We start from the raw sequence: 13,015 nt of genomic DNA on the forward strand, positions 1-13,015 counted from the left end.
TTTATTTTTATCTACATATGCTATGTTTAACTTTCCATTATCCTGCATGGTTATTGTTTCAACTAAGGAATTTAAACTCACTGAAATCTTTCGTTTTTTCATCTCTCTTAAAAGAGAAGAAGAGATATAACGGTCAATACCTGGAACTGGCAGCAGTCTGTCTAAGGCCTCAATAATATGTACTCTACAACCTAATGATGCCAAAATATACGCAAATTCGCAGCCAATTACCCCACCACCTATAATTGCCATTGATTCTGGTACTTCTTTTAATTCTAAAAGATCATCACTTGATAAAATGTGCTTACCATCAAAATCTACTCCTTTAAGGGGTCTAGGACCACTCCCAAGGGCGAGAATAATTTTCTCACCGTCAAAGGTTTTTTGTCCCTCTCTTGTTTCAACTAAAATAGAATCTTTTCCAGTCACTTTTCCCCTGCCTTTTACAAGCTCAATCTTGTTCTTTTTTATAAGGGCCTCTACTCCCCTCCTTAAAATAGTTACAATTTTTTCTTTTCTCTCAACTATTTTTTCCATGGAAACAGATACTTCTTTTACCTCAATACCAAATTCTTTAGACTTCTTTATCTTATTAAATAGCTCCACTGAACTGATAATGGCCTTTGTTGGAATACACCCATAATTTAAGCATGTACCACCCACTTTATCCTTTTCAACTAACAACACCGATGCCCCCATCTGAGCTGCCCTAATAGCTGCCACATATCCACCTGGACCAGCACCTATTACGATTACTCTTTTCATAAAAAATCCCTCCTATTTTTTTTATTTTTTTAACAAAAAAATATTGTCGACACTTAACTAAGTGAATTTATTAAATATTACTTTTTTGTAAAAATATATCTTTTTTTTTAGTAAATGTAAATTTTTTTCTATTTTTTTTGAAAAAAAACTAAATTCCTACTTGACAATATCAAAGGTGTATGAAAAACTCTTCTAAAAATAGAACACTGTTTTTTTATGGTAAATTTAAAACCAAGATGGAGTCTGTGATTATGAAAAAGTATACACCTTTATTTAATTGGCACAAGCAAAACAAGGCCACATTTGCTATTTTTGGTGGATACGAGATGCCACTTTGGTATGGCTCGGCCAAAGAAGAGCACTTGTCTGTACTAACTTCCTGTGGAATATTTGATACCTCTCATATGGCTGGAATAATAGTAAAAGGACCTGATTCTAAAAGACTTTTAAATCATTGCTTTTCTAGAGATTTGGATAAGTGCATAAAAAATGGTCCTCTGCTAGAGAGCTATTTGGTTTATGGTGTGTTTTTATCAGAAAACGCCCATGTAATAGATGATTCTATTGTGTATAAGATCCATGACCAGCTATTTTTTGTGGTGGTGAATGCCAGCATGGGAGGTACAATCTCTGATCATTTAAAAAAGAATCAAGAAGGATTTGAAGTTGAAATAGAAGATTTGACAGACAAACTTGGGAAAATAGATATCCAGGGCCCAAATTCTCCCAAGATCTTATATTCCAGTTTAAAAGAGCCAGATAAAATATTTTCCCTTTTTCCCTATTTTACTTTTAAGGGATTTTTCGAGCCCTTGGATCAAGATTTGGGATCAAATGTTGGGACTGTTCAACTAATAAATGGCAAAAATATCCTCTTATCTAGATCTGGATACACTGGAGAAATTGGTTTTGAAATATATTGTAAGATGGAAGATACACAAGAGATCTGGGATCTTCTCTTTGAAAAGGGAAAGGATTTTAATATCACCCCATGTGGTCTTGCAGCAAGGGATTCACTTAGGGCTGGGGCAAAACTCCCACTTTCCCATCAGGACATTGGTAACTGGCCATTTTTAAATAATCCATGGGATTTTTGTCTTCCATGGAAGGAATACAAAAAATCCTTTACAAAAGATTTTATTGGAAAACGTGCATTACAAGAGCTCCTAAATAGCTACTCTGAATATACATACCCGTTTGTTGGAAAGGATTTAAGAAAAGTCAATATAGAAGACCATCCCAGGGTAATCACTGAACATGGTGAGGATATTGGTGAAGTCCTTACTTGTTGTACTGATATGGGGATATCTCTTGTAGATGGTAAGGTGGTCTCTATTGCTTCAGAAAACAAACCAAAGGATTTTAAGCCAAGAGGGCTTTGTTGTGGATTTGTGAAAGTAGATAAACAACTACCTTTAGGTACATGGGTGTATTTGCAGGACAAAAAACGCAAACTGCCAGTAAAAATAGTAGACGATATTAGGCCAGATAGGACTGCAAGGAAAAATATAAAAAACTTTTTATAGGAGGTGTCAAATGAAGGAAATTCAAGAACTTATCATTCCAGAGGACTTAAAATACACAAAAGAACATGAGTGGGCAAAGGTAGAAGGAGACAGGGTAAGGGTCGGGATAACGGACTTTGCCCAGGATCAGTTGGGCGACATAGTATTTGTAGAGCTTCCAGAAGTTGGGTCTGAATTTAATAAAGAAGAACAATTCGCCACTGTTGAATCTGTTAAGGCTGTATCTGAGGTGTATATGCCAGTATCTGGAAAAATAGTTGAGGTAAATAACGACCTTTCGGAAAATCCAGAATTGGTGAACTCCTCTCCCTATGAAAAAGGATGGTTTGTACTTGTAGAGCCAAAGAATGTATCAGAGCTAGATGAACTTATGGACAACAAAGAATATCTTGAACTTTTAAAAGGAGAAGAAGAAAAATGAGGTATTTACCACATACCCAGGAAGAGATAAAAGAAATGTTAAGCCTTTGCTCTGCAAAGGATATTAAGGACCTTTTTGCCACCATCCCAGAAAATTGCAAAAGGGACAAAGAGTTAAGCCTACCTGGGCCTCTTAGTGAGCTTGAGCTTTTCTCACATATTGAAGAGCTTGTAAAAGATACAAAGACCACAAAGCAGGTAAAATCATTTATTGGTGCTGGCAACTATGAGCACTATATTCCATCTATAATACCTTTTCTCCTTCAACGATCAGAATTTTTTACAGCTTACACCCCGTATCAGCCTGAGATAAGTCAGGGCACCCTTCAGGCAATATTTGAATACCAGACACTAATATGCAATCTGTTGTCAATGGAAGTATCCAATGCCTCAATGTATGATGGAGCAACTGCCCTAGCTGAAGCCATATTTATGGCCATTAGAATAAAAAGAAACAAAAATGTAGTAGCCATATCAAAGACAATCCATCCCAATTATAGGGATGTATTAAAGACCTATTTTGAGACAAGGGATTTGGAAGTCATAGAACTTGGCTTTAACAAGGACGGAAAAACAGATCTCTCAAAACTAGATAATGTTGAAAACCTATGTGCAATAGCAGTTCAATCCCCAAATTTCTTTGGGTGCATTGAAGACTTAAAACTCATCTCAAAAAGGGCAAAGGAGCTAGATGCCCTATTTATCTGCTCTTTTACTGAGCCTCTTTGCTATGGGTTATTTAGACCCCCTGGAGAATTTGGTGCAGATATTTGTTGTGGTGAGGGACAATCCCTTGGCCTATCTCAAGCATTTGGTGGCCCATCTCTTGGAATATTCACATCTAAAATGAAATATGTGCGAAATTTGCCAGGCAGGCTTGTTGGTATGACAAAAGATAGGGATGGAAAAAGGGGTTTTGTTTTGACCTTATCTACTAGAGAACAGCACATAAGGCGTGAGAAGGCAACTTCTAATATATGTTCAAATCAAGGACTATGTGCCCTTACCGCTGCAATGTATCTCGCAGTTATGGGTGAAGCTGGAATAAAGGAAGTGGCCTCACAATGTTACCACAAGACAGAATATCTAAAAAAGGGCCTAAGTGGGGCAGGATTTAGTCCAGTATTTAACTCAACTACATTTAATGAATTTGTGGTGGATTTCAAAGGAAAGGGAGATGAGATATTTAACAAACTAAAACAAAAAGACATAATCTTGGGTTTGAGCATAAAAAAATTTTATCCTGAATTAAATGATCCATACTTAATAACTGTAACTGAAACCAAGAAAAAACAAGATCTGGATACCTTAATCAGGGAGGTTTCATCATGCTAAAGGAATTTAAGGCCCAGGGCACAACTGGGCTTATAATGGAGGAAGGCCTTTTATGGGAGACAGGGAAAAAAGGAAAAATAGGTTATTCCCTTCCACCTCTAGATGTTGAACAAAAAGATGATTTACCAAAGGAGATTGTCAGGGATGAGCTGAATCTACCAAATTTAAGCGAAGTAGAGGTGGCAAGACACTATACGCGACTATCTTCCTGGAATTTTGGTGTGGACACAGGCACATATCCCCTTGGATCCTGCACAATGAAATACAACCCTAAGATCAATGAACAAATTGCATCAATGGATGAATTTTCCAAGGTCCATCCGCTTTTTCCTGAAGATATGGTGCAAGGTCCATTAAAACTCATGTATAATTTAGAGCAGTTGCTTAAAGAAATTACTGGATTAGATGGAGTTACCTTGCAGCCTGCAGCTGGGGCCCATGGGGAATATACAGGTATTAGAATAATCTATGCATACCACAAAAAGAATGGTAAGCCCAAAAAAAAGATGCTCATCCCAGATACTGCCCACGGAACAAATCCAGCCTCTTCAGCAATCTGCGGTTATGAGCCAGTAAAGATCAAGTCAAATGAAAAGGGAATCCTATCAGTTGAAGAGATCGACAAATATATGGATGAAGATACTGCTGGAATTATGGTCACTAACCCAAATACCTTAGGTCTTTTTGAAGAAAACATAAGGGAAATAGCAGATATTGTACATAAAAGGGGTGGGCTAATTTATTGTGATGGTGCAAACTTAAATGCAATTATGGGTATTGTGGACCTAAAAAAAGCTGGAATTGATGTGCTACATTTGAACCTGCATAAGACCTTTTCTGCTCCCCATGGAGGTGGAGGACCTGGTTCTGGACCTGTATGCGTAAGACAAGACCTGGTTGAATTTTTGCCAGTTCCTAGAATTTTAGAAAAAGACGGAAAATACTATCTGTCTTATAACCATCCAAATAGTATTGGAAGGGTCCATTCTTTTTTTGGAAATTTCTCTGTTATGGTGAAGGCCTATTGTTATATCTTATCAATGGGAAATATGCTTAAAAGAGCTAGTGAGCTTGCTGTATTAAATGCAAATTACATAAAAGAAAACCTAAAAGATACTCTTTATTTGCCTTATGATAGACCATGTATGCATGAGTGTGTATTTACAGACAAAAATCTAGCAAAATACAAAGTAACAACCCTTGATCTTGCAAAGAGGCTCATTGATTATGGATTTCATCCTCCAACTATATATTTCCCATTGGTTGTACATGGCGCAATAATGATAGAGCCCACAGAGACAGAGTCTAAAGAAAACTTGGACAGATTTATATGGGCAATAAAGGAAATTGTGAAAGAAGCAGAAAAAGATCCAGAACTTCTAAAAAATGCGCCACAAAATACAAAGGTAAAGAGGCTGGATGAAGTTTTGGCAGCAAGAAAGCCCTTTTTAAAAGGTTATTAATATACTATGAAGCAAAAAAATAGAGAATGTATAATTTATCTTTTTAAAGAACCTGTAGAATATGAATATATTTTAGATATACAGAGGGATATAGTATCAAAAAAAATTAGTGGGTCTTTAAAAGAAGATGTCCTACTAATACTTGAGCATAAACCAATATTTACCATAGGGAAAAATGGAAATAGAGAAAATCTACTTGTGCATGACAAGTTTTTGCAGGATCAGAATGTAGGATTATACCACATAGAACGGGGAGGAGATATTACATATCATGGTCCTGGACAGCTAATTATTTATCCAATATTTAATCTGAAATCTCCAAGGATCGCAGTAAAGGAATTCGTGTATTTGTTAGAAGATATAATGATACAAACGGCAAATTACTTTAATGTATCTTTAGCACGAAATGAAAAAAATAGAGGTGTTTGGTACAATAATAGAAAAGTTGGTTCCATTGGGATAGCTATAAAAAAGGGCATTGCTTTTCATGGTATTGCATTAAATATACTTTTGGATCTAACACCATTTTCCTGGATAAATCCATGCGGACTAAAGGATATTGAGGTAACGAGCATATCCAATATAGCGGGAATAAAGATCAAGATGGATAGGGCAAAAAATATTATAATAGAGAGATTCATAGAGGTATTTAATCTAAAATGTGTGTTAATAAAATATCTAAAAAATCAGGATATGAATTATGAGTTCTTTAGTAAGTTATCAGAGGAAACCAGAATGGCTTAAAAAAAAGCTTCCTTCGTCTCCCTGTTTTGGCAGGACCAAGTCCTTTTTAGAAAACAAACATTTAAATACAGTATGTGAAGAGGCAAGGTGCCCAAATAGGTGGGAGTGTTTTAGTAAAGGCACTGCCACCTTTTTGATTATGGGGCCATATTGTACAAGGGATTGTAGATTTTGCTCTGTTAAGCATAAAAGGCCTGAGCCGTTAAGAGACGATGAGTTATACGGGATTTTGGAATTTATACAAAAAATGTCCCTCAATTATGTTGTGATAACCTCAGTTACCAGAGACGATTTACAAGATGGCGGTGCATCACATTTTGCCAAGGCCATAAGACTTATTAAACAAAATTGTCCCAATGTGGGAGTTGAGGTACTTGTGCCTGATTTTTTAGGCAAGGTCTCCTCTCTAAAAAGGGTCTTGGAAGAAACTCCAGATGTGTTTAACCACAATATTGAGACTGTAAAAAGCCTTTATAAAAAGGTTAGGCCAGGTGCAGATTATAAGAGGTCTATTGGACTGCTAAAAAAATCAAAAGAACTTTGCCCCAATATCCCCACTAAATCAGGGATCATGGTGGGACTTGGTGAGACAAAAAAAGAGCTTATAGACACTTTTTATGATTTGAGGTATGCAGGAGTAGATATTTTAACTATTGGACAATATTTAAGGCCAACTAAAAAACATATTCCAGTATCAAGATACTATCATCCTGATGAATTTGTGGAACTTGAAAAAATAGGGAAAAACCTGGGATTTAAACAGGTGATCTCAGGAGTATTTGTTAGGAGTTCATATAATGCCTATGATGCATTTATTAACTTAAAATAAGGAGAAGTATTATGAGAATAGGTTGCCCAAAAGAGATAAAAAACAATGAATTTAGAGTAGGTCTAACGCCGGCTGCTGCAAGGGCCTATGTGGAAGCAGGACATGAGGTATATGTCCAAAAAGGGGCCGGGATTGGTTCTGGAATAGAAGATAAGGAATACGAAACAGTTGGAGCAAAGATATTAGATAGTGCAAAAGAGGTATGGGACATTGCTGAGATGATCATAAAGGTAAAGGAGCCCCTGCCAGATGAATATGACCTAATGAGGCCATCACAAATTATTTATACATATTTTCACTTTGCAGCGGATAAAAAATTGACCCAGGCATGTCTTGATAAAAAAATAATAGCCATTGCATATGAGACTGTCCAGGAACAAGACGGATCCCTTCCCCTTTTAAAACCAATGAGCGAGGTTGCAGGAAGGATGGCTCCTCTTATGGGTGCCTATTTTTTAGGTAAACCACGTGGAGGCAGAGGGATTTTGGCCACAGGAGTGCCTGGAGTATTTCCTGCCAATGTTCTAATTATTGGTGGAGGCACAGTAGGAACAAATGCAGCAAAAACTGCAGCAGGGCTAGGGGCAAATGTCACAGTACTGGATATAAATGTAAACACCTTAGAACACCTTGAAAATATACTTCCACCAAATGTTTTTACCCAGTTTAGCAATGCCCATAATTTAGAAATCGCCTTACAAAAGGCTGATATGGTGATTGGTGCAGTTCTAATTCCAGGAGCAAAGGCACCCAAATTAATAACAAAGGATCACTTAAAAATAATGAAACCTGGGTCTATAATCGTAGATGTTTCTATTGATCAAGGTGGATGTGCAGAGACCTCCAGACCAACTACTCACAGTGATCCTGTATTTGTAGTGGATGATGTGGTACACTACTGCGTTGCAAACATGCCTGGTGCATATGCAAGGACATCTACATTTGCCCTAAATCATGCCACTATAAAATACGGACTGGAAATTGCGAATAAAGGGGTAAAAAAAGCCTGCATTGATAACCCTGCAATAATAAAAGGACTCAACATGGTAAAAGGAAAGCTAACATGCGCCCCAGTTGCAATGGCTTTTGATATGGAAAATGTATTTTTATCTCCTGAGAATGCCCTGGAACAAATATAACTGTCGCACAGTGGTTCCAAATGTTATAAAATTGGTTGAAAAAAAAAGAAATTTATTATAAATGTCCCCTTTACATCGCTATACAATAAAAAAGAAGGCTGCAGGACAAATGAAGGTTAAAGTGGATCAAATTAATCTAGAAATTGTAAAAGAATTAAGGGAAGGTAGAAAATCCTTTAAAAAAATTGCTAAAAAACTAGGAATCACTGAAAACACGGTAAGGGCAAGGGTGAGAAAAATGATTAAGGCAGGCCTTCTATCTATTGAAGGCCTGGTTGATATTGAGGGGATACCTAATCACCAGTTGGTAATAATAGGGGTAAAATTAAAAACCACTGACATGTTTAAAAAAGGAGAAGAATTTAGCAAACTTAGAGGTGTTGTGTCTGTAAGTGTGGTTACTGGAAGGTATGATCTCATGCTTTTTGTCATATTTAACGACAAATATGGTCTCAAGGATTTTTATGCTGAAGAAGTCAGCAAAATAGAGGACGTCCAGTCCCTTGAGACCTTTGTTATTTACAAAGGGTATAATGTTAGGGTTCCATATGTATTGTAGGTTTAAAAATTCTAACTAAGATCTAAGGAGGACTTTGTTATGATGGAATTTTTAAATGCCCTGGACAGTTTCATGTGGGGTAAGTATATGATGATTGCCCTGTTTTTTACAGGCATCTTACTTACCATAAGATACCGTGGCATCCAATTTAGAAAACTTGGTTTAGCATTAAAACTTGCCTTCACAGGTGCATCCTTTAAATCTCAGGCAAAAGGAGAAGGTGACATTACCCCTTTTCAGGCCTTAATGACTACCCTGGCATCAACAGTGGGTAATGGGAACATTGCTGGTGTGGCCACTGCAATAGCTTTAGGCGGTCCTGGTGCAGCCCTATGGATGTGGATCACTGCTCTAGTTGGAATGGCTACCAGGGCAACAGAGGCACTTTTAGGTGTAAAATACCGTAGAAAGGCTGATGATGGTACAATGATTGGCGGTGCATTTTACTATCTAGAAGATGGGGCATCACAATTCATAGGTAAACCCCTTGGTAAGATATTGGCGATTGCCTTTGCACTTTCTGGTATGATTGCTGCCTTTGGAATTGGCTGCATGGTTCAATCTAACAGTGTTGCATTGTCCATTGCAAAGCTCTTTAATATTCAAAATGTGACTACCAGCAATTACATAGTAGGTATAATTTTAGCAGTATTTACAGCTGCAGTAATACTTGGTGGAGTCCAGAGATTGGGACAGGTGGCTGAGTTTTTTGTTCCTTTTATGGCCATTATATATATAGGTGGTGGACTTTTGGTTATTTTATTAAATATTGGAAATATTGGGACCGCATTGGCAATTATCTTCAAAAGCGCATTCACAGGTCAAGCCGCAGTTGGTGGATTTGCAGGTGCAACAGTTGCTAAGGCACTTCAATTTGGTGTAGCAAGGGGAATATTCTCAAATGAAGCAGGTCTTGGTACAGGTTCCCTGGCCCATGCTGCAGCAAAGACTGCAGATCCAGCAAGACAGGGGCTAATAGGAATGGTTGGTACTTTTATTGACACCATTGTGACCTGTTCAATAACAGCGCTTGCAATTGTTATGACAGGTGTTTGGACAAGTGGCGAAACTTCCACTGCCCTTACCATCTCTGCATTTCAATCTACCCTTGGAACCGCTGGTGCTTACATTGTTACAATTGGTTCTGCCCTTTTTGGATATTCCACAATACTTGGATGGTCTTACTATGGTGAGCAGTGCACAGAATATCTCTTTGGATCAAAGACAAATCTACCTTACAGAATTATATTTGTAATTGCTGCATTCATTGGTGCAGTTGCAAAGCTCTCCTTTGTGTGGACATTATCAGATGTTTTAAATGGTTTTATGGCAATACCAAACCTGATAGGTCTAATAGTATTAAGTGGTGTTGCTGCAAAGACCATGGACGAATACCTAGATAAACTAAAATCTGGTCAGGCATAAAAGTCAAAATCAGGGGGGCTCATTATGCCCCCCATTTTCGACACAGTGGACATATTATATTTATCCAAAATAAACAGATACAAAAAAATTGCACTCACCTTAGCTAAATACGGCTTTGAAGACATTGTAGCGAGGCTACAAAGTGTTTATCCCTTCAAAATATCCCCAAAAAAAGCCACCAATATACCAAAAGATACCTACAAAAGGATTAGATTGGTCTTAGAAGAGTTAGGCCCAACCTTTGTTAAATTTGGACAGATGCTAAGCCTTAGGACTGACCTTATACCTGTTCAACTCACTCAAGAACTCAGCCAGCTCCAGGATATGGTGGAAGGTGAGGAATATGAGGTAATAGTTAAACAGCTAGAAAAATCCCTTCAAAAAAAAGTGGATGAGGTATTTTCGTATGTAAATCCAACACCTTTAGCAGCAGGTTCCATTGCACAGGTCCATGAGGCAGTTTTAAAAAAAGAAAATATAAAGGTGGCAATAAAAATCCAGCGTCCCAATATTGAACATATAATCAAAACAGACCTGAAAATTTTAGAGGATATAGCAAATGTAATTCACGGGAAAATAGAATTCTTAAAGGTATATAGTCTGCCAGAAATAGTTCAGGAAATCAAAAAGATGATCTTAAATGAACTTGATTTTAAAAGGGAGGTTCGAAACATAAAGATAGCCACCTATAATTTTAAAGATGACAAGAGATTCTATCTTCCAAAGGTATTTGATGAATACTCTACTAAAGATATCATAGTAATGGAAAAGTTAGAAGGTCTTAGTCTTAAAAATTCTATCCCTAAAATGGATTATGATACAAGAAAAAAAATAGCGCATCATTTGCTGGATATTTTTATCAAACAAATCTTTGAACATGGATTTTTCCATGCAGATCCCCATCCTGGAAATATTTTTATCCTACAAGACAACAGGATTTCTCTCCTTGATTGGGGAATGACAGGAAGAATTTCTAACTTAATCAAATTTAAGCTTATTGATTTAGTTGAAGGAGTTGTAAAAAAGGATATAGATCAGGTCATGGATGTAATTTTATTTTTAACTTATCAACCACCATCTTATGATTTAATAAGCTTATCTCTTGAAGTCCATGATATTATTGATGAATACTACTCGGTTCCTCTAAAAGATATAGATATGGGAAAAATGTTACTTGAAGTTACAAATATCTTACACAAATATAAGATGCGAATTAGGCCAGAGATTGCTGTTCTTGACAGGGCCTTTATTACAAGTGAAGGGTCAGGCAGATTACTTTATCCAGAGGTTGACGTAATATCTGAACTAAAACCCTATGTGAAAAAATTGGTATTAACAAAGATGGCACCTTCAAATGTGTACTCAGAATTTAGAAAGGGACTATCATCATTATCCCTTTTAAAGAACTATCCCAAAAAAATAGATAGATTATTAGATAAGCTGGATCAAAATAAATTATCAATTGGATTTGAGCACAAGAAATTGGATAATCTCATAAAAACCATGGACAGAATAACCAATAGGCTTACCCTTGGACTAATAACGGCCTCGATGATAATTGGCTCATCTATGATAATCACCACAAAAATCCCTCCCTTGATATTTGGCTATCCAGCATTGGGACTAATTGGATATGTCTTTTCTGCCCTCTTAGGGGGAGGGATAATCCTTGACATCCTTAAGAAAAAGAAATTTTAACGGAAGATTAAAGATTTATTTGAGGAATCAGTTGACTGTTTGCTCTTTCACGGATTAATAATTTATAGTCATGCTAATAAAAATAGGAGGGGATATGAAAGCAAAGTTTACAGCAATTATTGAACCAGCACCTGAGGGTGGATATTGGGCCTTCTGCCCAGAGGTGCCTGGAGCCAATGGACAAGGTGAAACAATAGAAGAGGCAAAGAATAACTTGCGAGAAGCTATTGAACTAATTTTAGAAGATCGCAGGCAAGATATTCTTTGTAGCTTACCAAAAGATGTAATACACGAAACGGTAGTGATTAGATGAAACATTAGATGAAACGGCGGGAGTTAGAGCGAAAATTAAGAATTGCTGGTTGCTATTTAAAACAAGAAGGTAAATCACATTCTCTTTGAATCAATCCTAAAACAGGAGTTATTGAAGCAGTACCAAGACATAATGAGATCAAGGAGCCATTAGCAAAAAAAATACTTAAAAATTTAAGTGCATAATCAAAAGCATAAGAAGGTACTGCACGTGACCGCTGTTTCGCTGGCGCTCCATAAGCGGCAGGTGGACCTAGCAGATAGACTGAAACAAATAAGTAAAAAGGGGTGATGGTCATGACCAGAGAAGAGGCAGTAAAAATCCTACACGAGTACATCCTTGAAAAGTCCTTGATTTTTCATTCACTTGAAACAGAGGCAGTGATGAGAAAACTTGCAAAACACCTTTCAGAAGATGAAGATATGTGGGGTGTGGTGGGTCTTTTGCACGATATTGACTATGAACAAACAAAGGATCATTCTGAAAAACACGGCATTGTTGCCACTAAAGAAATATTAAAAGACAAACTTCCAGAACATGCATTGTACGCAATAACAGCCCATAGCTATGAAAACACAGGTATTCAGCCCAAGTCAAAACTGGACTTTGCCTTAAGATGCTCAGAAACTGTAACTGGACTAATCAGGGCAAATGCCTTGGTTAGACCTACAAAAATGCAGGGCATGAAGGTAAAAAGCGTGAAAAAAAAGATGAAGGACAAAAGCTTTGCAGCAAATGTATCCAGGGAAAGGATAAAGGAATGTGAAAAAATAGGCCTTGATTTAAATGAATTTTTACA

13 protein-coding genes are annotated in these 13,015 nt (G+C 37.0%); 12 read left to right on the plus strand and 1 reads right to left on the minus strand.

The window, feature by feature from the left end; translation table 11 throughout:
* A partial coding sequence (locus tag ACY2V1_RS06945; RefSeq protein WP_461834069.1) for a dihydrolipoyl dehydrogenase family protein occupies positions 1 to 765 on the minus strand: 765 nt, incomplete at its 3' end.
* Between the two features lie 251 nt (positions 766 to 1,016).
* Between ACY2V1_RS06945 and ACY2V1_RS06950 the strand changes: the two genes are divergently transcribed.
* The 12 genes from ACY2V1_RS06950 to ACY2V1_RS07005 all read left to right on the plus strand — a co-directional run.
* Entirely contained in the window at positions 1,017 to 2,291 is a 1,275-nt protein-coding gene (locus tag ACY2V1_RS06950) for an aminomethyltransferase family protein (RefSeq protein ID WP_461834070.1), read from the plus strand.
* 10 nt (positions 2,292 to 2,301) lie between these two features.
* The gene (gcvH, locus tag ACY2V1_RS06955) at positions 2,302 to 2,712 is read left to right on the plus strand and encodes a glycine cleavage system protein GcvH (protein ID WP_461834071.1); all 411 of its coding nucleotides are present in this window, start codon (positions 2,302 to 2,304) and stop codon (positions 2,710 to 2,712) included.
* A complete protein-coding gene (gene gcvPA, locus ACY2V1_RS06960; protein ID WP_461834072.1) occupies positions 2,709 to 4,046 on the plus strand; it encodes an aminomethyl-transferring glycine dehydrogenase subunit GcvPA in 1,338 nt (445 codons plus the stop codon). The genes gcvH and gcvPA overlap by 4 nt, the downstream gene beginning before the upstream one ends.
* Positions 4,040 to 5,509 (plus strand): aminomethyl-transferring glycine dehydrogenase subunit GcvPB, encoded by a 1,470-nt coding sequence (gcvPB, locus tag ACY2V1_RS06965; protein WP_461834073.1) that lies wholly within the window; start codon positions 4,040 to 4,042, stop codon positions 5,507 to 5,509. Before gcvPA ends, gcvPB begins: the two co-directional genes overlap by 7 nt.
* A 6-nt stretch (positions 5,510 to 5,515) precedes the next feature.
* A complete protein-coding gene (gene lipB / locus ACY2V1_RS06970; protein WP_461834074.1) occupies positions 5,516 to 6,253 on the plus strand; it encodes a lipoyl(octanoyl) transferase LipB in 738 nt (245 codons plus the stop codon).
* Positions 6,210 to 7,082 carry a lipoyl synthase gene (lipA, locus tag ACY2V1_RS06975; RefSeq protein WP_461834075.1) on the plus strand — a complete coding sequence of 291 codons (873 nt, stop codon included), beginning with the start codon at positions 6,210 to 6,212 and terminating at the stop codon, positions 7,080 to 7,082. The genes lipB and lipA overlap by 44 nt, the downstream gene beginning before the upstream one ends.
* Before the next feature lie 11 nt (positions 7,083 to 7,093).
* On the plus strand, positions 7,094 to 8,221 hold the full coding sequence (gene ald / locus ACY2V1_RS06980) for an alanine dehydrogenase (RefSeq protein WP_461834076.1): 1,128 nt from the start codon (positions 7,094 to 7,096) through the stop codon (positions 8,219 to 8,221).
* A gap of 109 nt (positions 8,222 to 8,330) precedes the next feature.
* A complete protein-coding gene (locus tag ACY2V1_RS06985; RefSeq protein ID WP_461834077.1) occupies positions 8,331 to 8,780 on the plus strand; it encodes an Lrp/AsnC family transcriptional regulator in 450 nt (149 codons plus the stop codon).
* Between the two features lie 39 nt (positions 8,781 to 8,819).
* Complete coding sequence (locus tag ACY2V1_RS06990) at positions 8,820 to 10,205, plus strand: alanine/glycine:cation symporter family protein (RefSeq protein ID WP_461834078.1); 1,386 nt, start codon at positions 8,820 to 8,822, stop codon at positions 10,203 to 10,205.
* 24 nt (positions 10,206 to 10,229) lie between these two features.
* The gene (locus tag ACY2V1_RS06995) at positions 10,230 to 11,903 is read left to right on the plus strand and encodes an ABC1 kinase family protein (RefSeq protein WP_461834079.1); all 1,674 of its coding nucleotides are present in this window, start codon (positions 10,230 to 10,232) and stop codon (positions 11,901 to 11,903) included.
* A 94-nt stretch (positions 11,904 to 11,997) separates the two neighbouring features.
* Positions 11,998 to 12,216 (plus strand): type II toxin-antitoxin system HicB family antitoxin, encoded by a 219-nt coding sequence (locus tag ACY2V1_RS07000; RefSeq protein WP_461834080.1) that lies wholly within the window; start codon positions 11,998 to 12,000, stop codon positions 12,214 to 12,216.
* Positions 12,217 to 12,512: 296 nt separating this feature from the next.
* Positions 12,513 to 13,015: HDIG domain-containing metalloprotein (locus tag ACY2V1_RS07005; protein WP_461834081.1), on the plus strand; the 503-nt coding region annotated here is incomplete at its 3' end.

The sequence above is a fragment of the Desulfothermus sp. genome, from assembly GCF_053993635.1.